Genomic DNA, 23220 nt, shown 5'->3' with positions numbered 1-23220 from the left:
TTCAATGCACCTCGATGCCGTCGCTGCTGCTGAGCAGCGTGCAGCCGCATTCGCAGCGGTGGCCTTCCAGCGCCACCGGCCGGCCGTCCAGCAACCAGTGCGCCGCGCCTTCGGCGATGCGGTTATGGCCATGGTCCTTCAACGGGCAGAACACCGGGTCGCCCTTGCGGGCCAGCGGCTGCTGGAGATGGCCGCCCAGGCTGCTGCCCTGCAATACCGTGCCGCCGCTGCTAAGGCGGTCACCCTGACGAATCACGCGGGACATGGATGGTTTTCCTTTCTTTAAAAATTGACAGAGTCAAGGAACCCGGCCGGACTCAAACCCTATGGCGGACGGCGGGCAATCAGTGCCCGGCAAGAGACCCTGCAGCGGGCGGAACAAAGAACGCCATGAAATCCGGGGTAGCGAGTCATTTCCAGCGTTGATTCATAGTCATGAGAGAGTGTTTTATGCATGTATTAAGTTTTAGGGGGAAAGAAGGCCTCACCATGACCACGGCCGCGGCGGAAGCGGCGGCGCATCCGGGTCGTTGGGGTGCGGCGGCGTCAAGGCGCGCCAGGCTTCCAGTTCCGCCATGTCCTGCTTACGCGCCTCCCAGGCCCTTAGCATCAGCGGCGTCGGCTGCCACGGCTCGGCGCCGAACTCCGGCAGCCGCGGTTCGGCGCGCCACGCCGCCCTGAGCGCCGCTTCCGCCGCCGCCGGCCGCTGGCTGAAGGCCCGCAACGCCGGGTCCAGTTCCGCCATCGGCAAGGCCGCTCCGCTCTGCGGGTCGGTGAACTTCAACTCCGGCAGCGCCCCGGCCGGCCACTGCGGCCAGCCGCGCCCGCTCAATACCGGCAAGCCCAGCGACGGCAGCATCACACCCAGCAGATAGCGCGGGTCCTTGCGCTTGATCGCGAAGCCGACGCTGCCCAGCGTCACCGCCAGCCCCACCACCCGGCCGGCTATCATCAGCGGCGACAGCGGCTTGTTGGATTCGTCGTCGTAGAACACCGTGCGGTAGCGGAAGTAGTCGGTCCACGGCTCGCGGGAGCCAATCCAGCTGGAGTACATGAACCAGGCGCGCGAATCGTGGATGTGCTCGTCGTACAGCAGCACCAGATCGCGCAGCTCGCGTTGGCCGAACAAGGTTTTTTCCTTGGCCTGGCCGCCCTCGCGGATGCTGGCGTACTCGGCGGCCTCGTCGTCGCTGTTGAGCAGGTAAACGGTGCCGCCCAGCAGCAGGTCCAGCACTCCGTCGATGACGCTGCTGGGGTCGCCGGACAACTGCCACTCCGGCACATAATCCTTGCGGAAGTCCTTGGCGCCGTGCTCCAGCTGCTGCTGGTCGATCACCGGCTCAAAACCCTTGTCGATATTGACCCGTTGCTGGGCCGCCGCGATCAAGGTCAGGTCCTTATCGCGCTGCTCCTGCTGCTCCGGCGACAGTGTCGGCGGCGGCTTGTTGTCGCGCCGGGCCAGGTCCTCCTGCAATTGCCGGCCATGCTCGCGCTCCAGCGCCTGGCGCAGCGGCTTGGGCTGGTCCTTGCCGTCGCAGCGCTTGAAATAGTCCTGCCGCGCCTGATCATGTTCGTACTCGTAAATACAGCGCGACCCGGCGATCCAGCGGTGGATGCGCCAGCCGGTGATCCAGGCGATCTGGCCGCGCAACACGTCTTCCAGTCCGCCGGCCTGGGCTTGTTCCAGCCAGGCGTTGAAGCGGGTGATGACTTCCGGGGCGACCATGAACTCCAGCTGAGTATCACGCTCCATTACCAGCCAGCACTTGTCCAGACGTTCGTTCTCGGCCAGCGCGATCTCCGGCACCTGCAAGGGCGCGCCGGCCTCGAAGGCGGCACGGTACATATCGTGCAGCGGTATCTGGGATAGCAACTGTCGGCTGTTTTCTGGATCGATACTATCCACGCTCTTGCCCTGTTCGCCGGGCGGGTAGCCGCCGCCGACATCGCTGTGCATGCCGGGATACAGGGTTTCAACGCAGCCGGCGCGGTAGCGTGACGGGCCATTGGCCTGCTTGGGGTCGTCGCGGCGGCGGATGCTGTCCAATGGAAAGCTGGCGCGCTGCTCATGGGCGGCGACGAAGTGCTGGCACTGCTCCAGGAACAGGGGGTTATCGGACAAGCGCAACTGGCTGTCGCCGGCCCAGGCCATGTGGCCGTCGGCCATCGGCAGGCTATTGGCCAGGCCGACGGTGGCGACGGTATCGAACAGGCCCATAAAGCGGATGGAGATCGGGATGCCGATCAGGCGGTGCTGGACCTCCACCGCGTCAGGCAGCGCGTCCTCGGGCCGGGTCAGCGCCTCCAGCCAGCGGGCGAACACCCTGGCTTCGGCGGCGCCGCGGGAGAAGCCGTAGACGAACAGGCGGATGCCTAGCACCGTGGGTCGGGGTTTGGCGTAGCGGGCCTCGGCCAGCGCCTCCAGCTGCGGGCGCAGCGCGTCGGCGCGCTGGACATAGCCGTCCGGCTGCGACACCGGATTGCGCATGCGCTGGATCACCAGTTCCTTGGCGACATTATCGTCTAGGCGGTTTTGGGTGTAGTTGATCAGCAAAGCATCAATGATGCGGGTCAGCCCCCAGTTGATGCGGTCCTCGCCGCCATTGGCGAAGATCAGGCCGCTGCTCATCGGCTTCAGCTCGCCGATCTCGGGGAAGCGGGTGCCAACGCCGGGGATGTAGTAGCGGTAAAGTCCTTTTTCAGCCAGCTTAGGATCGGGCTGGGCGCTGCCGCCGTTGCCGCTGCCCAGGGTGGCGTGGAATAACCGGGCGATATTGGAGGTAGAACGCGGCTTGGCCTGGCTATCGGACTCCTCATGGTTATTGGTGCCGTCGAAGAACAGCGAGATGGTCAGGCTCTTGGTGCAGGTGGGCGAGGCGTAGACCGGCCCGCCCTCGGCGGCGGCCTTGCGGCGGCGGTATTTCTCGTCGCTGAGGTCGCGCTCCTTCAACTGCTCATTGTTCAGCCGCTGCCGGTAATTGAGCGGCAACAGGCCGTTGTCGGGGAAGGGCTCGGCACGGAGGTGGACGGCTTCGGGGGCGGGACGCTGATCTATTTGGGACATGTCTTGGGTTCCTTGACCTGGTAGAACGCCTTGTAGGGGTAGTCTGGATGATCTGGAGTACGGCAGGAACTGACCACGCGCACCTCATCACAGGGCAGGAAGTGGACTTGCACGCCGCAGGATTTCTCATAGCGGGGGATTTCGACGACGGCGCGGTGTTGGGTGAATTCCGAACGGATGCGTATCGCTTCTGATGGGAGGATCTGCCCATTTTTATCCCGCTTAATCGGTGAATTGGGATTGGGGTCTTTTTCCCACTCGACGGTGGCCATCAGTCCGGGCCGCCACTGGCGCGGCAGCGAGGCGCAGCAGGATTGTGAGCCTCCATAACTATTGAACGGGCCGATGTTGTGCCCGCCCGCGCGGTTGACGCTGAAGCGGTTGATGGCGGCCGAGGTGTGGTTGTAGCCCTCGACGCCGGCGGGGACCATCTCCGTGGCCGGGTTGGTGCCCATGGCCTGGGCCGGCAACAGCATGGCGAAGGTCAGCAGGGCCAGGCTGGCTTGGGAGGACCGCCAGGTGGCGAACTCAGACATGGTCAACTCCTTTCTTGCAGTGAGGGGAAACGGCACAAGCTGGTAAGCACGGAAACACAGGGAAAAACACGGAAAAACACGGCGCGGGCTTTGTGGGGGTTGTCCGTGTCCTTCTGTGTGTTTCCGTGGCAAAAACGGCATGGAGCAGCCGGGCGATGTTCGAGGTAGAGCGCGGCTTGGCCTGGCTATCGGACTCCTCGTGATTATTGGTGCCGTCGAAGAACAGCGAGATGGTCAGGCTCTTGGTGCAGGTGGGCGAGGCGTAGACCGGGCCGCCCTCGGCGGCGGCCTTGCGGCGGTGGTATTTCTCGTCGCTGAGGTCGCGCTCTTTCAACTGCTCATTGTTTAGCCGCTGCCGGTAATTGAGCGGCAGCAGGCTGTTGTCGGGGAAGGGCTCGGCACGGAGGTGGACGGCTTCGGGGACGGGACGTTGATCTACTTGGGGCATGTCTTGGGTTCCTTGATTTGGTACCAATCCTTATGGGGGAAATTAGGGCTGCTGGGCTTGTGGCAGGTGGCCGTGGCGCGAACCTGATCGCAGGGCAGGAAGTGGACTTGAATTGCACAGGGTTCGTCGTAGCGCGGGATTTCAACGACGGCGCGGTGTTGGGTGAATTCCGAACGGATGCGTATCGCTTCTGATGGGAGGATCTGCCCATTTCTATCCCGCTTAATCGGTGAATTGGGATTGGGGTCTTTTTCCCATTCGACGGTGGCCATCAGGCCCGGCCGCCACTGGCGCGGCAGCGAGGCACAGCAGGATTGTGAGCCGCCACCGTTGTTGAACGGACCAATGTTGTGCCCGCCGGCGCGGTTGACGCTGAAGCGGTTGATGGCGGCGGAGGTGTGGTTATAGCCCTCGACGCCGGCGGGAACCATTTCGGTGGACGGCTTATTGCCCATGGCCTGGGCCGGCAGCAGAACGGCGAAGGCCAGCAGGGCCAGGCTGGCTTGGGAGGACCGCCAGGTGGCGAACTCAGACATGGTCAACTCCTTTCTTGCAGTGAGGGGAAACGGCACAAGCTGGTAAGCACGGAAACACAGGGAAAAACACGGTGCGGGCTTTGTGGGGGTTGTCCATGTCCTTCCGTGTGTTTCCGTGGCAAAAACGGCATGGGGCAGCCGGGCGATATTGGAGGTAGAGCGCGGCTTGGCCTGGCTATCGGAGTCCTCGTGATTATTGGTGCTGTCGAAGAACAGTGAAATAGCCAGGCTCTTGGTGCAGGTGGGCGAGGCATAGACCCGTCCGCCCTCGGTGGCGGCCTTGCGGCGGCGGTATTTCTCGTCGCTGAGGTCGTGCTCCTTCAACTGCTCATTGTTTAGCCGCTGCCGGTAATTGAGCGGCAGCAGGCCGTTGTCGGGGAAGGGCTCGGTGCGCAGTTGTACCATTGCCGGCGCGGGACGCTGATTTACTTGGGACATGTCTTGGGTTCCTCCATCCGTCTTGGGAAGTTGTAGGGATAGGGGATGGTGTTATTGGCGGCCACTTTGACTTGATTGCAGGGCAGGAAGTGGACCAGAAGAGTCTTGAACTGCGAATAAGGCGGAATTTCGACGACGGAGCGGTGCACCGAGTAGTTATCGGCATCGCCTTCATCCAGCGGTTCATTAGGATGCCTGGGTTCCTGAGTGGGATTGGGCGGCGGGTTGAGGTTTTTTTTCCATTCAATGGTAACGGTTTGGCCTGGCTGCCATTGGGGCGGCAGGTACACGCAGCAGCTTTGAGAGTTTCCGGACTCGCCCGGGTACAGCTTTGAGGCGTCGGTTTTATTGACGCGAAAGTGATTGATGATGGCCGGGGTATGGTTCTGGCCGGTGATCTTGGCCGCAATCGGCTTTGCGGCGGGCGGATTGTCAGTGGCATGGGCCAGCGGTGTTAGTAGGCTGAGTGCCAACAGAATAGGCAGGGCCAACACCGCTGAGCGGGTCGTGGTGCTGAGTGGTTGTTTTGTTTTCGGTGTCATGGCTTGGTTTCTTCCTGCGCGCAAGGGCCATCCGCTTGGTGGGCGGCAGGACGTGAGGAGGAGGCTTGAAACGGGGACCGCTGTCCCGTCGCTGGCAATAACTGGAAACACAGGCTTGGAGTGTCCAGCAGCAGAAAGGCGGTGTGTTCGAAGCGGCCATTGGCGTCATGTCCGTGTAGGTTAAAGGGCTCGCATCTGGCGGCATGTCGGTATTCCGCTGCCCGGCAGGTGTCGCTGCCGCCCTTGCTGAAGGAGAGGTACAGCTGAGGCGCTTCGATATATTCGCCATCCTTGCGGGCGATGGAGAAGGAGATTGCGCTCAAGTTCTGGCCTTTAATTTTGGGTAGCGTTAGCGCAAAGTTGCCGTTTGCTGTGGTGGTGACAGGAAGCGGGCCGAAGCGGCCGCTGGGGCCTGGCCGCGCGAAGTCCCAGCCAAAAAGAAACGGGATCGGCGTCGTGATCTTTGGGAGGCCGGTAGGGTAGACGATGGGGAGTGCGCCGCTGCTACTCTGATAGCTGAAGGTCGCTTTTTCAATAGTGAATGCTTCGGGCAAAGAGATCACCATGCGGCCATAGGGTTCGCGCTCAAATTCTTTGGGATTGATGCCCTTGCTGGTGGGGAGTTCTTTCACCAGGGGAATCACGCAACCAGCCAGGCTTAAGCCGAGCAGGGTCAGCAAGGCGAGCCGGCCCAGCAGGGCGCGGAGGCTGGTGAGGGGGTGGCGGCTGGTTATCATCATTGTTCCTGTGGGAGGCTTGCTTGGTCAGCCAACTGCTGGGCGATCCACTCCATGCGTTCCACGCTGTTCCAGCGGCTTTCGACATCGGCTTGCCGGTTGAGCCGGGCCAGTTCATCGAGTAGTTGTTCCTGAGATTGCGTGGCGCGTACCGGCTCCAGGCTTAGCAGTTGGATCAGGCTGGCATGGGCTTCCACATAGGACTCCAGCTGTACGCGCTGCGTGCTGTCCAGTGGCAGCGGCTGGTGGCTGGAGGGTAGTGGGGCGGGGTGGTCGCTGGGCGCGGTCCAGCGCTCAAGTGCGCCGTCGCGATTGCGCCAGAGCCATAGATCAATGCGCTGGCCGAGCGCGGCGCCTTGTGTCGGCGTCAGCGCGTTGATCACGATGCGCAGCAGGCGCGGGTCGTAATAGCGCAGCAGGGTCAAGCCTCCGTCGTCCAGCTTGACGGTCAGGAAGCGGCGCAGGTGGGCGGCCAGCGCCGGTTGCGAGCTTGAGCTGAGCAGCACGATCCACTGTGGCTGCGACCACAGCAGGCTGAGAGAGCCGTCCAGCCAGTCGCAATGGCTGGGCTGCGACAGCATCACCCGCACCAGCAGCGGCGAGTCCTGCCGCAGATCGCTAAAGGGGGTGTCGTCGAACAGGCGCAGGCATTCCAGCCGCGGCTGGATCATGGCGATGCGGCGGAGCCAGTTGTCGCCGTCGGCGGCCGGGTCCAGCAGCAGGTCCAGATGGCCGTAGCGCCGCTGCGCCGCGGCGGCGCTGATCTGGTCGAGATAGCGGTGGTGAGGTTCGGTCATGTCGCTTCCTTTCCTAGGCGGCGGTTTCCAGCGGGACCAGCGGATTGGCGTTCGCCAAGGCCAGGCGCAGGCATTCCTTGCACACCGAGGCCGGCAGTTCCGGCAAGGGCAGGGTCTGGCCGCCGGGCGGGGCCATGTCGTAGACGCCGCGCAGTTTGAGGTCGCCGGGGCTGTGGATGTCGATCTTGCCGTCTTGCAGGCGGATGAAGGCGCCGCCGCTGGCCAGGGTGATGCCGTTCTTGGCGTTGAGCAGTAGTTGGCCGTTGACGGTTTGCAGCGTCATGTTTTTTTCGCTGCTCAGGTCCAGCGCGTCGCCGTGGGCTTCCAGTTGCAGCTTGCCCTGGCCGGCCACCAGCCGCATGCCCTGGCTTTGCGCCAGCAGGGCGATGGCCTTGACCGCCACCGCGTGCAGCGATTCGCCGCTGCCCAGATTGATGTCGTCGCCGGCCTGAAGGTGGATGGCCTGGCCGGCGCTGGCGAGGAGGGAGGCGGGGGTGGCGTGGGCGATGCCGGCCGGCGCGTGCGCCAACAGCGCCGATCCGGCTAGTTGCTTGCTGTTGTCTAGCAGGGTTTGCAGGGTGTCCAGCATGGGTTTGGGATTGCGGTGCTCGCCGGCCAGGCGCAGCAGTTCCCGCGCCTGGTTCATGGCGGCGTCCAACTGATCCAGCGCCGCCTGCATGTCCAGTTGCTTGCCGCGCGCCTTGGGTTGGGCGTCGGTGCTGAGGAACAGCCCCTTGGCGGCGCGCAGCGCGCCCCAGCCGTCGGTTCTGAGTTCAAAGCCTTCGCCGCGCGGCGCGCGCTGGCCGTCCACGGCGTGGCCCAGATTGAGCTGGCTCTTGTCGAACTCGGTGGCCAGCTTGATGTGCTCCTGGCCCTTGCGGTCTTCCAGCCGCAGCTTGTTGTTGGCCCAGGTGCGGATCAGGTTGCGGCTGTCCCAGTGCGCGCCGGGGTTGCTGTCGGTGAGCTCGGAATTGTGCAGGCAGCCGCTGATATAGGGCCGGTCCACATCGCCCAGCACAAAGCTGACCAGCACCTCGGTGCCTGGGTGCAGCGGGAAGTGCAGGCCGTATTCCGGGCCGGCGTAAGGCCGGGCCAGCCGCAGCGGGCGGCTGTCGCCGCCGGGCGACCATTCGTCCAGATCGAAAGGCAGGCGCACGCAGTAGCGGCCTTGCAGGTCGATAGCGCCGTAATAGGTTTTTTCCGGGGCGACGACGCGGGACGGCAGCGCGCCGGAGAGGCGCGGCACCGGGGTCAGCCGTTCCTGGCGATAGGGCCGGTCGGCGGGGGTGGCGGTGAAGGCGTTGCGGTAGGCGTCGCGGCGGCCGCCCTGGTGTTGGACCGAGACCAGCAGCCAGCCGTCCGGGGCTGGAGCCAGCGCCGGGCCGTCGTGCTTGAAGATCTGGCCGGGGGCGAAGGCTTGCAGGCAGTTGCCGTCGCCGGCGGCGATCCACTGGCGGCAATGCTCGCGCTGCTGGGCGATCAGCACCGCGCGCAGTCCCTGCTCCGGGTTTTTGTAATGCTCGCCCCACTGGTAATCGACGCCGCGGGCGCCGGGGGTCTTGGCCGGCGGGCCGCCTTCGGCCAACAGCGGCTGGTTGGCGTCGCGGTAGTTGTAGTCCTTGCGCTGGAGGCGGGCGCGGATGGGCTGGGCGGCCAGTTCGAAACGGCTCAGGGTTTCTTCGTTGTCGGCCATGCCGGCCTGGGGGCGGAGCTTGAGCTTGACGCCGCCCTGGGGCGGCTGGGCGGGATCGCGGCCGGTGCGGACGTAGGCGTCGATGTCGTCGCCGAAGACAATGGTTTCCCAGGCGGCGTTGTCGGGTTCGGTGAGCAGGTAGTAATAGAGGCCGGCTTTCTCGGCCAGCCGATGGATGAAGTCCAGATCGGACTCCTGATACTGGGTGACGAACTCCAGCTTGGGATAGGGGTTGGGGTCTTGGCCGAACAAGGGGCGCAGCCGCCAGGCGACTTCATGGCCGCGATAGCCGTGGCGTCGCAGCACGGTTTCGATGATGTCCGGTACGGTTTGCTGCTGGAAGATGCGGGAGAAGCGGCCTTCGGCCAGGCGGGCGAGCTGGGATTCGACGCGGACCTGATATAGCGCCTCGTCGCGGTTGGCGCTGAGGCGCTGGGCATGGCTGACCACGCCGCGCCAACGGCGCAGCAGTTGGGGCGGGGTGTCGGGAAAGAGGGCGGCGTCCGGGTGGGGTCCGTGGATGGAGAACAGCGCGTAGCGGTCCAGCAGGGAGACGAGGTCGATGTCTTGCTGGGCGGAGGTGAAGCGGATGTCGGCGGCGAAGGGCCGGCCCAGGGTTTCGTCCAGGGTGAAGGATTCGACCGACAGCAGCTCGGCCGGCAGTTCGGCGATCTTCAGGTGATAAAACTGTTGCGGCGGCATGGCGGAGTCTCCAGGTGGACTTGCCCCTCGGGCCGTGGAGGCGGCCCGAGGGAGCGCTTAGTTCTTGGCCTTGGGCATTTGCGAGACCAGGGACAGGTTGATGTCCAGGCCTTCCACCTGGAAGTGCGGCACGATGAACAGCTTGACCTTGAAGAAGCCCGGATTGTCTTCGATATCTTCGACGACGACCTGGGCGTCGCGCAGCGGGTGCGAGGCTTGCAGCTCGTCGCTGGGGTCGGTCATCTCCGTGACCAGGAGCTTGATCCAGGTGTTGAGTTCCAGTTCCAGCAGACGGCGGTCCTTGGTGGCGCCGATGTTTTCGCGCTGGATCAGCTTCAGGTAGTGCGCCAGCCGCGACAGCAGGAAGATGTAGGGCAGCCGCGCGTTGATGCGGCTGTTGGCGCTGGCTTGCTTGGTGTCGTACAGCGCCGGTTTTTGCGTGGAGTTGGCGGAGAAAAAGCAGGCGTAATCACGGTTTTTGTAGAAGGACAGCGGGATGAAGCCCAGGTTGGCGAATTCGAATTCGCGGGTTTCCGGTATCAGCACTTCGGTGGGGATCTTCACCTGATTGCCTATGCCCAGGTCGTACAGGTGGATGGGCAAGTCTTCCACCAGGCCGCCGGCCTGCGGGCCGCGCACTTGCACGCACCAGCCGTTGCCGATGAAGCTGCGCACCATATTGGCGGCAAAGGCGAAGCCGGCGTTGGTCCATAGGTAGCGCTGATGGTCCGGGCCTTTGACGTTTTCGGCGTAGTTGAAGCTGCGCACCGGCACGGTGTCGGGGCCGTAAGGCAGGCGGGCCAGGAAGCGCGGCAAGGCGAGACCGATGTAGCGGGCGTCGTCGCTATCGCGGAAGCTGCGCCATTTGATGTATTCCGAGCGGTCGAAGTAGTTGGCCACGTCCTGGATGGCGGCGACTTCGTCCATGCTCTCCTTGCCGAAGAAGGCCGGCCCCACGGCGCCGATGAAGGGCATGTGGGCGGCGGCGGACACTTTGGCGATGTCGCGCAGCAGGGCGATGTCCTGCGGGCCGCGGTCGAATTCGTAGTTGGAGATGATGGCGCCTATCGGTTCGCCGCCGGGGGTGTCGTATTCCTGGATGTAGGTGTGTTGGTACAGGCCGCTCTGAATCACTTCCGGCGCGTCGTCAAAGTCGTTGCGCAGGTCTTCCTTGCTGACGTCCAGCACTTCGATCTTGACGTTTTTGCGGAAGTCGGTGCGGTCCACCAGGAAACGCAGTCCGCGCCAGGCGGATTCGATTTGCTGGAAGGACGGGTTGTGCATCACCGCGTCCAGCTGACGGCTGATTTGCGCGTCGATGCGGGCGATGTGGAAGTCCAGCAGGCTTTTGTCCAGGCGGTCCACTTTTTGCGAGGATTCCTGAATCATTTTCAGGAATACGTTCACCGCCACGGCGATGCGCTCGTCCAGCGGCGCGTCCGACATCGCTTCCGCGGTTTGGTAAGCCTCGATGGGCTGGGCGCTGGCCACCGGGGACAGGTTGATCTTGGCGCATAGCGATTCATACACGCTGGCCGGGGACTCCAGCACGATGGTGTCCTCGGGCTGCTGTTGTTTTTGGGTCGACATGAGCGGGCTCCTGATTTAGTGGGCGGCTTGGCTGAGCGGGATGATGCGTTCCAGTTCGCTGCGCAGGTTGGCGGAGAGGGAGTCGTCGCGCAGGATTTTTTCCAGCTCGCGGCGGAAGGAGGCGTTGTCCAGCAGATTGGCTTTGAGGTCGCGCAGCAGATTGCGCATCGCCAGCAGCGCGCGCAGTTCCGGAATCCGCGCCGCCACCTGTTCCGGGTGAAAGTCCTTCATGGCCTTGAAGTCCAGTTCCACCGCCATTTCGGAACCGTCGCCGGCCAGCGTGTTTTCCACCACCAGCTTGGCCTTGGGGTTGAGTTCGGCCAGTACCGCGTCGAAGTTGTTTTTGTCGATGGACACCTTTTCCCGTTCCGCCAGAGGCCGCTGTTCCTGGCCATGGCTGTAGTCCCCCGCCACCAGCAGTTTCAGCGGGAGTTCGACTTTCTTCTGCGCTCCGCCGGTATGCAGATCCAGCTTGATGTTGACCCGCGCGGCGGGCACTTCATTTTGAAAGCTTTCAGCCATGGTGTTTCCTCCTGCGATCAAGGTTTGAAGCATGTCCATTTCCCATGCGGGCAAATGGGCGGTTGGCCATATTTCGCGTCGTCGCCGTGTTTTTTGGCGATGCGCGATCTGGCGGATATTTTGTGTTTTTCCCTATTTTATTTAGGTCAACAAGCTTGCGTTATTTGATTTTGTATTTATGTATGTTTCGTTTTATTTTTCAATGTTAACCAGATTATGGGGTTTGAGGCAATATGGTCGTTGGGTTGACAGGGTGGCTTGTTTGGTGGCTAGAATACGCCATGTTTATGGTTTCGTGCCTTGTTGATTTCAATGTCATAAATAGTTTATTTGTTTTTTGGGATTGATTTTATGGTTTAATTTTTGAAAATGTTTTTTGTTTTTATTGGTTATTTATTTTTGATTTTTATTGTGATTGGCTTGCTGTGAATTTTCAAAAACTCCGTGCGCTGTTTTTCAATGTTGCGGCGTGCTGTTCAGAGCCTAATCAGAGGTTGTCCACATGAAAGTTTTTCGTCCGATGTGGGTGGAGGGCGCTTTATTGTCCCCTCAGCATTTTCAGCAGCAGTCCTTGTGGTTTTCCCATTTGGCGGCCTTGTTCGGACGTTTGGCTCAGCCCTATTTTTGGGGCTGTTGGGAGGTGGAGTGGGATGAGGCCGCGCTGAGCCTGGGCAAGCTGAAGCTGGAAAGACTGCGTTTGGTCCTGCCGGACGGCGCCGTGGTCGACTGCGCCGAGGCGGACCGCTTGCCGCCGGCGCGGGATTTTGCCGCGCCGGCCGAGGCGCTGAGCGTGCAGGTTTTTCTGGGCTTGCCTTTGTGGGAGGCCGGGGGAGGCAATTGCGAGCGCGAAGGCGAGACGCCGGCGCGGCCCAGGCGGCAACGTTGCGAATACCTGGAAGTGGAGGACTTGTACGACGGCCCGCCGGCGGAGCTGGCGGTGGAGCGCGGCAATTTGCGCTTGCTGTTGGAGTTTGAGGAGCGGGCGGACTATGTCTGTTGCCCCTTGCTGCGTTTGAGCCGCAACGGTCAGGGAAGATGGACGCGGGATGCGACGTTCTGGCCGCCGGCGCTGCGTTTGGACACCGCGCCGGGTTTGCTGGACATGCTTGGGCGGATAGAGGAGATGCTGCTGGCGCGCAGCCGCCAGTTGTCGGAGCGCCGCCGCGAGCGCGGACACGGCTTGGTGGATTTTTCAGTGTCGGACGCGGGCCTATTCTGGTTTTTGCACTGCGTGAACAGCGCCTGGCCGGTGCTGGCGCATTTGCGGCAGACGCCGGCCAGCCACCCGGAAACGCTGCACCGAGCGTTGGCGCAGTTGTGCGGCATGCTGTCCACGTTTTCGCTACAGCAAGATCTGGCGGATATTCCCGCTTACCGGCATGAAGACGCCAGGCCGGGTTTCCTGCGGCTGGAAGACTGGATCAGGGGCTGCCTGGATACGGTGATCCCCTCCCAGGTGGTGTCGGTGCCTCTGCAGAAAGGGGAGTCGTCGATGTGGCATGGCCAGTTGGCTGATCCCAGGCTGGGCGAGCAGGGCGGCTTTTATCTGTCGGTGAGGGCGGATATGCCGCCGGCGCAGTTGCTGGAGCGTTTTCCGGCGGTGTGCAAGATCGGCGCACCGGAGGATGTGGAGACCGTGGTCAGCACCGCTTCCGGCGGCGTGCCTTTGAGCGTGCCGCCGCGTTTGCCCGCCGCCTTGCCGGTGCGGATGGAAAACCTGTACTTCGTTCTGGACGCCGGCCATCCGGCCTTCCAGCGCATGCTGGCCGCGCAGGCGTGCTCTTGCTATGTGCCCGCGTCTTTGCCGGGCGTGGTGGTTGAACTCTTCGTGGTGTTGAAATCATGAGCAAGCAATTTCCGCCGGAGGCTTTGGCCCGCAGTTTCCGGGACACCGCGCTGACGGTGTCGATGTTGGCCGACAAGGACGCGCCGGAGCATGTGGAGGATTGGCGCGAGCACGCGGCCGGACTGGTGAGCGCGACGCGCGAGGCGCTGCGTCAGGCCGGCGCAGGCGAGGCTTTGATCGAGCGGGCCAGTTACGCGCAATGCGCCTTGCTGGACGAGGCGGCACTGCGCCGACTTGAGGGCGCGAAGCGGGCGGCTTGGGCGCGGGAGCCTTTGCAAGTGCGCTTTTTCAACAGTTATCAGGCCGGCGAGGTGCTGCTGGGACAGATGCGGGCGCATTTGGCGCAGCCGGCCGCGGAGCCGGCGCTGGGCTGGTGCTATGCGATGGTGCTGGCCTTGGGGTTTCGCGGCGGGGAGGACGACGCGGCCAGTCAGGTCCTGTTGGGGCAGTTGAGCGCGGGCCTGCCTGCGCCCTTGCCGCTGCCTTCCGGCGAATTCGACGGCGGGGTTGCCATGTTGCGCGGCGGCGCGTCCCGGCGTTTCCGGCGCTTGGCTTTGCCGCTGGCCGCGGCTGGGGCGGGCTTGCTTGCGGTGTGGCTTGCGCATGCCGCGCTGAGCGGTTGGTTGAATGCCGCCGATGCCGCCTTGGCGTTGACGTAAAGGGGGCGGGCGATGCGTATTCACGCGCATTTTTTCTGTTTATGGGCGCTGTCGCTGGCGGCGGCCTTGTGGTGGTTGGCGCAAATGGCGCCGTGGAGCGGCGCGGCGCGCCTGGGCGCGGGGCTGGCGGCTACGGCGTTCTGCTTGGGCTGGGCAGGCTTGAGGCTGCGGCGCTGGCGCCGCGACGGCGCGACGTGGGAGCTGTTGCTGCCGGGTTTGCTGGACTTGCCGCAGGGCTGGCGCAGCGGACGCGCTGCGGTGGTGGAACTGGAAAGCCGGCGCGGCGCCTATGTGGCGGTGGAGGACGGCGTGCTGAGGGTGATGGTGCCGACCCCGGCTTTGCTGGAGCGCGCGGTAGCGGAACTGGTGGCCTGGCGGCGGGGTTCGCCGCCGGACGCCTTGGCCTTGCGTCTGGACGCGGCGGCCGAATGCAGCGAGCCGGCCTGGTTGGGGCGCTTGCAGGCGTGGCGACAGGCGATTGCCGACGTGGAACGTCGTTTGGCTTGCCGCTTGCCGGTTTATTTATTGGTGGGATTCCCCGCGCCGGCGCGCAGCGCAGGCATGGACGGCGCTCTGGGCGTGGTGTTGCAAGGCGCTCCGTGCGCCAGCCTGCGGCAGTGGCGAGAGCGGTTGGAGGATTGGCGCGGCCGGATGGAACTGCAGCCGCCGGCCTTGGGCGACGAGGGCGCGCGAGCGCTTTTCGATTTGCGTTTGCGCGCCGGCGCGGTGGGAGGCTGGCTGGGCGCTCAGGTCTTGCCCGCCATATTGCAGGGGGCGACGCCGGCCCCGGCGCCCGGCTTGCAGGGCATCGCCTTGCTGCCGGCTCAAGGGCGGGACGCGGCGTTGTCGCCGTGGGGCCGTTGCCGGCAGGCCTTGAGCGGTTTGGCCGTGCGTTCGCTCAGCCTGGACACGGGCGAGCCGGAAGGCGTGCCTGGAAGCTGGCTGTTCGGTTTGGCGCCGGGCGCGCGCCTGCCTGCCGTCTGGCGGCTGGTTTTGAGTCTTTGGCTCTTGGCTTGCCTGACGGCCGTGGCGGCGTTCGCCGCTTCGGCCTGGTCCAACCGAGCGTTGCTGGAGCGCTTGTCGGCCAATGTCGCGCATTATCGCGCGCTGCCGATAGAGCGGGACGAGGCGCGTCGCCAGGCGCTGCTGACGCTGGAAGGCGACGCGCGCGAGTTGCGGAGCCATGTCGATCTCGGCGTGCCTTTGCGCTTGGGATTCGGCTTTTACCGGGCTCAGCCGTGGCGGGAACGCATTGCCCGGCTGATAGCCGATTACCGCCCGCCGGCGGCGGCTCCGGCCTCGGTGTCGCTGGACAGCCTGTCCTTGTTCGATAGCGGCAAGGCGGTGTTGCGCGCCGGAGCGGAGGCGGCGTTGCAGCCCGCATTGGCGGCGCTGGCGCTTTATCCGGAGCGAAATGTGCTGGTGGCCGGCCATACCGACAGCGTGGGCCAGGCGGAAGCGAATCAGCGCTTGTCGTTGCAGCGCGCCGCGGCGGTGCGCGACTGGCTGGCGCAGGAGACCGGCTTGCCGCTGACCCGTTTTGCCATCCAGGGCTACGGCGCTACGCGGCCGCTGGCGGGCAATGAGGATGAGGAGGGCCGGGCGCGCAACCGGCGAGTAGAGATTACCTTGCTGCCGGCGCTGCCCGTCAGGTGACGGGCGGCAGGCGGCGAGGAGGCCGCAGGGTGCGGCGCGCTCGCTCCGCGGCGTCGAGCTAGGACGAGACGGCGAGCGAGCTTGTTTAAACTTAAGTTATTAAGTTAAGCCAAGGAGGGTTTGATATGGCGATACCAGCGTATATGTGGTTGAAAGACGACGGTGGCGCGGACATCAAGGGTTCTGTGACGGTGCAAGGCCGGGAGAACAGCGTGGAGGTGGTGGAGTTCGACCACGCGGTGCGCATTCCCACCGATGGCAACACCGGCAAGTTGACCGGCACCCGCGTGCATGAGGCGCTGACCCTGGTCAAGGAGTTCGATGCTTCATCGCCTTATCTGTACAAGGCGGTGACCAGCGGCCAGACGCTGAAGGAGGTCGAGTTCAAGTGGTATCAGATCGACGACGCCGGCAGCGAGCAGGAGTACTTCAACATCAAGCTGGACAACGTCAAGGTCGTGTCGGTGGCGCCTAAGATGTACAACATCAAGGACCCGGACCGCGAGCGCTACAACCACTTGGAGGAGGTGGAAATGCGCTACGAGAAAATAACTTGGGCTTACAAGGACGGCAACATCATCCACTCCGACAGCTGGATTGAAAACCGTTAGCGCCGCCGCGCACGGCAAGCGCGGGGCTTAGGCGAGCGGCCGGCTTGGCGGTTCGTCGCAGCGCCTCGCGCTTGCCGGCGGGGGTCCAAGGGAATTAGCGATGCCGGCCTTTCTGGCCGGCATGCGCTTTGTTTGGGAAAAGACGGACATGACTCTCGATTCTGTTCATTTGCTGCGGAGACTGAACGAGCACTGCGCCCGGGCGCTGGAGGCGGCGGCCGGGTTGTGCCAGGCGCGCACGCATGCCGAAATCACGGTTGAGCACTGGCTGGTGAAGTTATTGGAGCAGGGAGACGGCGATCTGGCCGCTTTGCTGCGGCATTACGAGATCGACGTGGATGAGATCTGGCAAGGCTTGCTGGCCGCGCTGGAGCGCCTGCCGCGGGACCGGCGCGGCAAGCCGGGCTTGTCGCGAGGGCTGCAGGAGTTGCTGCAGGCCGCCTGGTTGATCGCTTCGCTGGATTTCGGCGGCCGGCAGATGCGTTCCGCTCATCTATACCTCGCCTTGCTGGCGGCGCCGGAGCGTTTGTCTTGCCGGCAGGCCTGGCCATTATTCAGTTTGTCCGCCGCGCAGGTGCGCGCGCGCTGGGCCTGGCTGGAGCAGGTGTCGGCGGAATCCGAGGCGTTGGGATCTGTGGAGGCCGCGGCGTCTGCGCCGCCGGAGGCCGGCCGCGACGGGGCCGCGGCGGCGGATGAGCTGCCTGAGGTGTTGAGCCGTTTTGCCGGCGACCTGACAGCCAAGGCGCGCGAGGGTTTGATCGATCCCGTGTTGGGGCGCGACAAGGAAGTGCGCCAGATGGTGGATATCTTGCTGCGTCGGCGCAAGAACAATCCGATCCTGGTGGGCGAGCCGGGGGTGGGCAAGACGGCTTTGGCCGAGGGCCTGGCCTTGCGCATTGCGGCGGGCGAGGTGCCGGAGGCATTGCGCCGGGTGCGTCTGCTCGCGCTTGATCTGGGTTTGTTGCAGGCCGGTGCCGGGGTCAAGGGCGAGTTCGAACAGAGGTTGAAGCAGGTGATAGAGGCGGTGCGCACGGCGGCGGAACCGATTTTGCTGTTCATCGACGAAGCGCATGTGCTGGTGGGCGCCGGCAATTCCGCCGGCGGCAGCGATGCGGCCAATCTGCTGAAGCCGGCGCTGGCGCGCGGCGAGCTGCGGACGATAGCCGCCACCACCTGGTCCGAGTACAAGCAGTATTTCGAGCAGGACGCGGCGCTGGAGCGTCGTTTCCAGATGGTGAGGGTGGACGAGCCGGACGATGCCGCGGCCTGTTTGATGCTGCGGGGCTTGAAGCCGCGCTATGCCGAGCATCACGGGGTGGCGATCCGCGACGAGGCGATCACGGCGGCGGTGAGCTTGTCGCGGCGCTACCTGGCCGGCCGGCAGTTGCCGGACAAGGCCGTGGATTTGATCGACACGGCGGCGGCGCGGGCGCGGATGAGCCTGGAAGGGGCCGCGGCGGAGCTGCAGGGCGCGCAGGCGCGGGTCTTGGCGCTGGAAAGCGAGAGCGAGGCTTTGCGGGAGGATGCGCGGCTGGGCGCGGGCAACGCGCAGCTTGAGTCCCGCCTGAGGGCGATCGAGTCGGAACTGGCGGCGGCGCGGCTTGAGAACGAGGCTTTGCAAGGGCGTTACCAGCAGGAACGGCAGGGCGCCGAGGCGCTGCGCAGGCTATGCCGGGAGTGGGCCGGCCGGCCGGACGGCGCGGCGCGGCTGGCCCAGGCGCGGGCCGATCTGGCGGCTTTGCAAGGGGAACGCCGCTTGGCGGCCGCCGACGTGGACGCCGCCTTGGTGGCGGAGGTGATTGCCGATTGGACCGGGGTGCCGGTGGGCAAGCTGCTGGCGGATGACGCGGCCAATCTATTGGGTTTGGCGCCGGCCTTGCGGGAACGAGTGCGCGGTCAGGAGGCCGCGGTGGCCGAGATCGCCCAGTCCCTGCTGGCGGCCAAGTCCGGATTGGCGCCGGGGCGAGGCCCTTTGGGCGTGTTCTTGCTGACCGGGCCGTCCGGCGTCGGCAAGACCGAAACCGGCCTGGCCTTGGCCGATCTATTGTTTGGCGGCGAGCAGGCCTTGCTGACCATCAATCTATCCGAGTATCAGGAGGCGCATACCGTCTCGCAATTGAAAGGCTCGCCGCCGGGTTATGTCGGCTATGGCCAGGGCGGGGTGCTGACCGAGGCGGTGAGGCGTCGGCCGTACAGCGTGATCTTGCTGGACGAGGTGGAAAAAGCGCACCGCGATGTGCTGAACCTGTTCTACCAGGCGTTTGATCGGGGTTTCATGCGGGATGGGGAGGGCCGCGAGATCGATTTTCGCAATACCCTGTTTCTGATGACGTCGAATCTTGGCAGCGAGCTGTTGCTGGAACAGGAGGGGGAGCGGGAGCGCGGGGCCTGGCTGGACGCGTTGCGCCCCGTGTTGCTGGCCCATTTCCAGGCGCCGCTGCTGGCGAGGATGCAGGTGGTGCCGTTTGGGCTGCTGTCCGAGTCCGCCTTGGCGGAGATCGCTCAATTGAAGCTGGCGACGCTGGCCGCGCATCTGAAGGAGTCGCAAGGCATTGAGCTTGAGGCCGGAGAGGACTGCGCGCGGGCGATGGCCGGCGCTTGCGGTAGGCGAGACAACGGCGCGAGAGGCCTGGATCATCTGATCCGGCAGCAGTTGTTGCCGGGAATGGCGGCGCAGTGTTTGCAGTGGCGTTTGGAGCGGGGGGGCATGCCGGCGCGGATTGCGCTGGCGGCGGGGCAGGACGATCAGCTTGAAATGACGTTGTTGTAATCGTCTCGGAGCCTCGCCGATACTTGGCTTCGTCATTTTTCAGCGCTAGTGAATATCACCTTCCATGTTTTTTGCAGCTGGGAAAGCGGATTGATACAATTCAATCCGCTTTTTCTATTATGAATAGAATAAAAGTCGTGCTGTAATGGAAATCGCAGCGATCCGAAAAATCACAAAGACAGGACTTGACGCATGTTCGTCGGAATCGGGTACCTCATAATTCTTGGCTCCGTGCTGGGGGGATTCGTCGCTGCGGGGGGGCATCTCGCCGCGTTGATGCAGCCGCTGGAGGTGGTGATGATCGCGGGCGCCGCGCTCGGCGCTTTCGTGGTGGCCAACGGCGGCGCGCCGCTGAAGGCCACGATGAAGGCTTTCCCCACCGTGTTCAAGGGCACGCCTTACAGCAAGGCCTTCTACATGGAGTTGTTCTCGCTGCTGTTCGAGATTCTGACCAAGGTGCGCAAGGAAGGCCTGATGTCCATCGAGGCCGATGTCGAGAATCCGGAAGCCAGTCCTGTCTTTTCCAAATACACCACCGTTCTGCACGACCACCACGTGGTGGAATTCATCTGTGATTACCTGCGCCTGATGGTGGGCGGCAACCTCAACGCTTTCGAGATCGAGAACCTGATGGACGTGGAGATCGAAACCCACCATCACGAGGGCGAAGTGCCGGTCAACGCGGTCAAGGGCCTGGCCGACGGCTTGCCGGCCTTTGGTATCGTGGCGGCGGTGATGGGGGTGGTGCACACTATGGAGTCCGTGGGCGCGCCGCCGTCCGAGCTGGGCATGCTGATCGCCCACGCGCTGGTGGGCACCTTCCTCGGTATTTTGCTGGCCTACGGCTTTGTCGGCCCGCTGGCCACCATTCTGGAGCACAAGCTGGGCGACGGCACCCGAGTCTACCAAACCATCAAGGTCACCATTCTGGCCAGCCTCAACGGCTACGCGCCGCAAGTGGCGGTGGAGTTTGGCCGCAAAGTGCTGGCTTCGCATGATCGTCCGTCCTTCAAGGAACTGGAAGACCATGTGAAACAGGCGAAGAAATAAGCGGGGGGCGCGATCATGGCTGACGAATCGCAACGGCCCATTATCGTCAAACGCATCAAGAAGGGCGGCCACGGCCACCATGGCGGCGCCTGGAAGATCGCCTACGCCGACTTCGTGACCGCGATGATGGCCTTCTTCCTGCTGATGTGGCTGCTGGGTTCCGCGTCGCAGGGCACTTTGAACGGCATCGCCGAATACTTCAAGACGCCGCTGAAGGTGGCGCTGTCCGGCGGCGCCGGCGCCGGCGACGCCACCTCGGTGATCAAGGGCGGCGGCAATGATTTGACCAAGCAGACCGGCCAGGTCAACAAGTCCGGCTCGCCGCAAGACGAGATCATGCGCAAGCAGCAGGAAAAAGCTTCGATGGAGCAGCTGCAGAACAAGATCCAGAGCACGGTGGATCACAGCGAGCTGCTCAAGGAGTACAAGAACCAGCTCAAGCTGGAAATCACCCCGGACGGGCTGAAGATCCAGATCGTGGATGAGCAGAACCGTTCGATGTTCGACTCCGGGAGTTCGCGCATGCTGCCGCATACCCGCGTCTTGCTGCAGCAGCTGGCGAAAGAGCTGAACATGATGCCGAACAAGATCAGCATCTCCGGCCATACCGACGCCAAGCCATTCGGCAGCGGCCAGGGCGGCTACAGCAACTGGGAGCTGTCGGCGGACCGCGCCAACGCGGCGCGGCGCGAGCTGGTGGCGGGCGGCCTGCAGGACAACAAGGTCTTGCGCGTGGTGGGCCTGTCCTCGGCCAACCCGCTGGTGAAGACCAATGTGTTCAGCCCGGAAAACCGGCGCATCGCCATCGTGGTGCTGAACAAGGAAGCCGAGAGCAATATCCTCAACGACGGCTACAAGCCGCAGATGAACCAGGATGTGATTGGCGGGCCCGCGGAGGGCGGGGCGGAGCCGGCAGAGGCGCCGGCGGAAGCGCCGGCCAAATAATGCCGATGCGAGCGTTGCCTTGTTGAGCCGCTTGCGCCATCTGGGCCTGCAAGTGCTGGCGGCCTTGGCGGCGATGTATTTCGTCGCCCCCGCCGCCCAGCCCTTGGCTTGGGCGATCCTGCAGGGCCTGTGCGCGGCGGCCTTGGCCATTTTCATGCGCCTGCCGGGCTGGCAGCGTTTGCTGCACGGGCTGTTCGTGCCGGCGCTGGCCTTGATGCATCAGGCGGCCTTGCCGCCTTGGGTGTATTTGCTGGGGCTGGCGCTGACTTTCGCGCTGGGCCGCAACGCCGTGCTGGAACGCGTGCCCTTGTATCGCTCTTCCGCTCAGGCGGCGGAGCGCCTGGCCGAGCGCCTGCCGGGGCGGGCCGCCTTGCTGGAGGCAGGCTGTGGAGACGGCAGGCTGGCGGTCTGGCTGTGCCGGCTGCGGCCGGATGTCAGGGTTAGGGCGCTGGAAAGCGCCTGGGGCAGCTGGTTGTTGGCCCGCGCGCGCTGGTGGCTGGCGCGGCGGCCGCGGCGGCTGGAGTTCGCCTGCCGCAGTTTTTGGAGGGAATCTTGGGGAGAGTACGATGCGGTGTACGTGTTTCTGTCCCCGGAGCCGATGGCTAAGGTCTGGCGCAAGTTTGTGGCGGAAGGCCGGCCCGGCAGCCTGCTGGTCAGCAACACCTTCGCCGTGCCCGATGTCGAACCCGATGAACGCATCCCGCTGGGAGGCGCTTTGCAAACCGAATTACTGATCTGGCGCCACCCACATGGAGCTTGCTAACTGGATCAAGTCCATCGCCGAACGGCGTTGGCCGATTCTGCCCAATACGCTGGGCGAGCTGAAGGACATCTGCGCTCGCCACAGCGATCTGATCAATTTCACCGACCTCGCCAATCTCTGTCTGTCCGACCCCTTTCTGCTGTTGGACCTGGTCCGGGTGGTGGGCGGTTCGCGCGCCTTGCAGCGCAATGAAAGCATTCCCTCGGTGGAGCAGACGCTGCTGCTGATGGGGCTGGAGGCTGTGACCAACCGCTTTGGCCGCGTCGCTGCGCTGGAGGCGGTGCCGGACAAGCTGGACGCCGAGGTGCTGGAGGCGGTGGAGGACTGGCTGGGCCGTTCCCGGGTGGCCGCCTTGCTGATCAAGGAGTGGCTGTCCCTGCAGGGCGATCACAAGGTGGAAGACTGTTTCGTGGCCGCCTTGCTGTACAATCTGCCCGCCTGCCTGTTCATGATGCAGCGCAATCAATTGCCGGACCGCCCGCTGCTGCAGGAAATGTCCAACGCCTTCGATTGCGATTACGCCCAGGTGCTGGAGCAATTCATCAAGCTGATGCCCTTGCCCACCGGCCTGAACGCCCTGCTGGGGCCGGGGAGTCCGACCAAGCGCCGCCAATTGCTGCGCCTGGCGATGGCCACCGCCAACTCTCTGGAGCAAGGCATTTGGCGCAGCACCTGGCAGGTGGGCGTGGAGGCCGCGGCCAAGCTGATAGGCTGCGCGCCGCATCTGGCGCATCAGGCGGTGGTGCACGCGGCCTTGTCGGTGGCGCGCCACCCCCGGGCGGTGGGCTATATGTACCCGGTGCGCAGTCTGTTGATGCTGGAAGGGGAGTACAAGCGGCCCAGCTTGCAGAAAACCGCGGCCTTGAGCGACGCGGAGCAGATGGAAAAAGCGATACGCGAATCCATCCGCCACCTGGCCAACGATCTCAAGTTCGAGCGGGTGTTGTACTACCGTTACGATCAGGACGCGCATGCGCTGAAGCTGCGTTATCAGCTGGGCCTGGGCGACAGCCATCCGCTGCGCAAGCTGGCCCTGGGGTTGGAGCCGGGCTCTTTCTTCGCGGTGTTGACCAGCAAGCCGCAAAGCTTCCACGCGCCGGCCCTGGTGCGCCAGCAGTTGGAGCGGCGCTACGAGGATCTGTTTTTCGAGCATGTCGGGGACAATGAATTCGCCCTGATCACCCTGTTTGTCGGACATGCGCTGTCCGGCGTGTTCTATGTCGACAACGGCCATAGCGGCCAGGCGATCGACGAGGACAGTTACCACCGTTTCAAGGATTTAGTGGCGCGCCTGACCCTGCTGCCGCAATAGGAC

20 protein-coding genes are annotated in these 23220 nt (G+C 64.1%); 9 read left to right on the top strand and 11 right to left on the bottom strand.

Annotation, left to right across the window (positions count from 1 at the left end):
• Nucleotide 1: 1 nt before the first annotated feature.
• The 11 genes from JC616_RS14020 to tssB all read right to left on the bottom strand — a co-directional run bounded on the left by JC616_RS14020 (nucleotide 2) and on the right by tssB (nucleotide 11605).
• The gene (locus tag JC616_RS14020; RefSeq protein ID WP_227103725.1) at nucleotides 2–265 is read right to left on the bottom strand and encodes a PAAR domain-containing protein; all 264 of its coding nucleotides are present in this window, start codon (nucleotides 263–265) and stop codon (nucleotides 2–4) included.
• A 219-nt stretch (nucleotides 266–484) separates the two neighbouring features.
• Nucleotides 485–3064 carry a T6SS phospholipase effector Tle1-like catalytic domain-containing protein gene (locus JC616_RS14015; RefSeq protein WP_227103723.1) on the bottom strand — a complete coding sequence of 860 codons (2580 nt, stop codon included), beginning with the start codon at nucleotides 3062–3064 and terminating at the stop codon, nucleotides 485–487.
• Nucleotides 3052–3600, bottom strand: a complete 549-nt coding sequence (locus tag JC616_RS14010; RefSeq protein ID WP_227103721.1) for a DUF3304 domain-containing protein — start codon at nucleotides 3598–3600, stop codon at nucleotides 3052–3054. The genes JC616_RS14015 and JC616_RS14010 overlap by 13 nt, the downstream gene beginning before the upstream one ends.
• Complete coding sequence (locus JC616_RS14005) at nucleotides 3593–4048, bottom strand: hypothetical protein (protein WP_227103719.1); 456 nt, start codon at nucleotides 4046–4048, stop codon at nucleotides 3593–3595. Before JC616_RS14005 ends, JC616_RS14010 begins: the two co-directional genes overlap by 8 nt.
• The gene (locus JC616_RS14000; RefSeq protein ID WP_227103717.1) at nucleotides 4036–5022 is read right to left on the bottom strand and encodes a DUF3304 domain-containing protein; all 987 of its coding nucleotides are present in this window, start codon (nucleotides 5020–5022) and stop codon (nucleotides 4036–4038) included. The genes JC616_RS14005 and JC616_RS14000 overlap by 13 nt, the downstream gene beginning before the upstream one ends.
• Nucleotides 5010–5564: a DUF3304 domain-containing protein gene (locus JC616_RS13995; RefSeq protein ID WP_227103715.1), complete on the bottom strand. Its 555-nt coding sequence runs from the start codon at nucleotides 5562–5564 to the stop codon at nucleotides 5010–5012. The genes JC616_RS14000 and JC616_RS13995 overlap by 13 nt, the downstream gene beginning before the upstream one ends.
• Nucleotides 5561–6301 carry a hypothetical protein gene (locus tag JC616_RS13990; RefSeq protein WP_227103713.1) on the bottom strand — a complete coding sequence of 247 codons (741 nt, stop codon included), beginning with the start codon at nucleotides 6299–6301 and terminating at the stop codon, nucleotides 5561–5563. The genes JC616_RS13995 and JC616_RS13990 overlap by 4 nt, the downstream gene beginning before the upstream one ends.
• Nucleotides 6301–7098: a DUF4123 domain-containing protein gene (locus JC616_RS13985; protein ID WP_227103711.1), complete on the bottom strand. Its 798-nt coding sequence runs from the start codon at nucleotides 7096–7098 to the stop codon at nucleotides 6301–6303. The genes JC616_RS13990 and JC616_RS13985 overlap by 1 nt, the downstream gene beginning before the upstream one ends.
• A gap of 13 nt (nucleotides 7099–7111) precedes the next feature.
• Nucleotides 7112–9493 carry a type VI secretion system Vgr family protein gene (locus tag JC616_RS13980; RefSeq protein WP_227103709.1) on the bottom strand — a complete coding sequence of 794 codons (2382 nt, stop codon included), beginning with the start codon at nucleotides 9491–9493 and terminating at the stop codon, nucleotides 7112–7114.
• Nucleotides 9494–9550: 57 nt separating this feature from the next.
• Entirely contained in the window at nucleotides 9551–11083 is a 1533-nt protein-coding gene (tssC, locus tag JC616_RS13975; RefSeq protein WP_107799468.1) for a type VI secretion system contractile sheath large subunit, read from the bottom strand.
• 15 nt (nucleotides 11084–11098) lie between these two features.
• Entirely contained in the window at nucleotides 11099–11605 is a 507-nt protein-coding gene (gene tssB / locus JC616_RS13970) for a type VI secretion system contractile sheath small subunit (protein WP_107799467.1), read from the bottom strand.
• A 502-nt stretch (nucleotides 11606–12107) separates the two neighbouring features.
• Here tssB and tssK point away from each other — a divergent pair.
• The 9 genes from tssK to JC616_RS13925 all read left to right on the top strand — a co-directional run bounded on the left by tssK (nucleotide 12108) and on the right by JC616_RS13925 (nucleotide 23217).
• Nucleotides 12108–13451: a type VI secretion system baseplate subunit TssK gene (gene tssK, locus JC616_RS13965; protein WP_107799466.1), complete on the top strand. Its 1344-nt coding sequence runs from the start codon at nucleotides 12108–12110 to the stop codon at nucleotides 13449–13451.
• Complete coding sequence (locus tag JC616_RS13960; protein ID WP_107799465.1) at nucleotides 13448–14110, top strand: DotU/TssL family secretion system protein; 663 nt, start codon at nucleotides 13448–13450, stop codon at nucleotides 14108–14110. Before tssK ends, JC616_RS13960 begins: the two co-directional genes overlap by 4 nt.
• A 12-nt stretch (nucleotides 14111–14122) precedes the next feature.
• Nucleotides 14123–15766 carry an OmpA family protein gene (locus tag JC616_RS13955; RefSeq protein WP_227103707.1) on the top strand — a complete coding sequence of 548 codons (1644 nt, stop codon included), beginning with the start codon at nucleotides 14123–14125 and terminating at the stop codon, nucleotides 15764–15766.
• Nucleotides 15767–15891: 125 nt separating this feature from the next.
• A complete protein-coding gene (locus JC616_RS13950; protein WP_107799463.1) occupies nucleotides 15892–16377 on the top strand; it encodes an Hcp family type VI secretion system effector in 486 nt (161 codons plus the stop codon).
• A 148-nt stretch (nucleotides 16378–16525) separates the two neighbouring features.
• Complete coding sequence (tssH, locus tag JC616_RS13945; RefSeq protein ID WP_227103705.1) at nucleotides 16526–19147, top strand: type VI secretion system ATPase TssH; 2622 nt, start codon at nucleotides 16526–16528, stop codon at nucleotides 19145–19147.
• Nucleotides 19148–19339: 192 nt separating this feature from the next.
• Nucleotides 19340–20197, top strand: a complete 858-nt coding sequence (gene motA / locus JC616_RS13940; RefSeq protein WP_107799462.1) for a flagellar motor stator protein MotA — start codon at nucleotides 19340–19342, stop codon at nucleotides 20195–20197.
• A gap of 15 nt (nucleotides 20198–20212) precedes the next feature.
• Nucleotides 20213–21142 (top strand): flagellar motor protein MotB, encoded by a 930-nt coding sequence (motB, locus tag JC616_RS13935; RefSeq protein ID WP_107799461.1) that lies wholly within the window; start codon nucleotides 20213–20215, stop codon nucleotides 21140–21142.
• A gap of 19 nt (nucleotides 21143–21161) precedes the next feature.
• Nucleotides 21162–21905, top strand: coding sequence for a class I SAM-dependent methyltransferase (locus JC616_RS13930; protein ID WP_227103703.1), 744 nt, complete (start codon nucleotides 21162–21164; stop codon nucleotides 21903–21905).
• A complete protein-coding gene (locus JC616_RS13925) occupies nucleotides 21892–23217 on the top strand; it encodes an HDOD domain-containing protein (protein WP_227103701.1) in 1326 nt (441 codons plus the stop codon). Before JC616_RS13930 ends, JC616_RS13925 begins: the two co-directional genes overlap by 14 nt.
• Nucleotides 23218–23220 lie beyond the last annotated feature (3 nt).

Source organism: Chromobacterium rhizoryzae (genome assembly GCF_020544465.1).
Classification (GTDB): Bacteria; Pseudomonadota; Gammaproteobacteria; order Burkholderiales; family Chromobacteriaceae; genus Chromobacterium.
This window is presented reverse-complemented; position numbering and strand designations above follow the sequence as displayed.

What these genes read in the sequence shown, in the direction of transcription:
- JC616_RS14020 (WP_227103725.1), bottom strand. Translation starts at nt 265, where the DNA reads ATGTCCCGCGTGATTCGTCAGGGTGACCGCCTTAGCAGCGGCGGCACG.
- JC616_RS14015 (WP_227103723.1), bottom strand. Translation starts at nt 3,064, where the DNA reads ATGTCCCAAATAGATCAGCGTCCCGCCCCCGAAGCCGTCCACCTCCGT.
- JC616_RS14010 (WP_227103721.1), bottom strand. Translation starts at nt 3,600, where the DNA reads ATGTCTGAGTTCGCCACCTGGCGGTCCTCCCAAGCCAGCCTGGCCCTG.
- JC616_RS14005 (WP_227103719.1), bottom strand. Translation starts at nt 4,048, where the DNA reads ATGCCCCAAGTAGATCAACGTCCCGTCCCCGAAGCCGTCCACCTCCGT.
- JC616_RS14000 (WP_227103717.1), bottom strand. Translation starts at nt 5,022, where the DNA reads ATGTCCCAAGTAAATCAGCGTCCCGCGCCGGCAATGGTACAACTGCGC.
- JC616_RS13995 (WP_227103715.1), bottom strand. Translation starts at nt 5,564, where the DNA reads ATGACACCGAAAACAAAACAACCACTCAGCACCACGACCCGCTCAGCG.
- JC616_RS13990 (WP_227103713.1), bottom strand. Translation starts at nt 6,301, where the DNA reads ATGATAACCAGCCGCCACCCCCTCACCAGCCTCCGCGCCCTGCTGGGC.
- JC616_RS13985 (WP_227103711.1), bottom strand. Translation starts at nt 7,098, where the DNA reads ATGACCGAACCTCACCACCGCTATCTCGACCAGATCAGCGCCGCCGCG.
- JC616_RS13980 (WP_227103709.1), bottom strand. Translation starts at nt 9,493, where the DNA reads ATGCCGCCGCAACAGTTTTATCACCTGAAGATCGCCGAACTGCCGGCC.
- tssC (WP_107799468.1), bottom strand. Translation starts at nt 11,083, where the DNA reads ATGTCGACCCAAAAACAACAGCAGCCCGAGGACACCATCGTGCTGGAG.
- tssB (WP_107799467.1), bottom strand. Translation starts at nt 11,605, where the DNA reads ATGGCTGAAAGCTTTCAAAATGAAGTGCCCGCCGCGCGGGTCAACATC.
- tssK (WP_107799466.1), top strand. Translation starts at nt 12,108, where the DNA reads ATGAAAGTTTTTCGTCCGATGTGGGTGGAGGGCGCTTTATTGTCCCCT.
- JC616_RS13960 (WP_107799465.1), top strand. Translation starts at nt 13,448, where the DNA reads ATGAGCAAGCAATTTCCGCCGGAGGCTTTGGCCCGCAGTTTCCGGGAC.
- JC616_RS13955 (WP_227103707.1), top strand. Translation starts at nt 14,123, where the DNA reads ATGCGTATTCACGCGCATTTTTTCTGTTTATGGGCGCTGTCGCTGGCG.
- JC616_RS13950 (WP_107799463.1), top strand. Translation starts at nt 15,892, where the DNA reads ATGGCGATACCAGCGTATATGTGGTTGAAAGACGACGGTGGCGCGGAC.
- tssH (WP_227103705.1), top strand. Translation starts at nt 16,526, where the DNA reads ATGACTCTCGATTCTGTTCATTTGCTGCGGAGACTGAACGAGCACTGC.
- motA (WP_107799462.1), top strand. Translation starts at nt 19,340, where the DNA reads ATGTTCGTCGGAATCGGGTACCTCATAATTCTTGGCTCCGTGCTGGGG.
- motB (WP_107799461.1), top strand. Translation starts at nt 20,213, where the DNA reads ATGGCTGACGAATCGCAACGGCCCATTATCGTCAAACGCATCAAGAAG.
- JC616_RS13925 (WP_227103701.1), top strand. Translation starts at nt 21,892, where the DNA reads ATGGAGCTTGCTAACTGGATCAAGTCCATCGCCGAACGGCGTTGGCCG.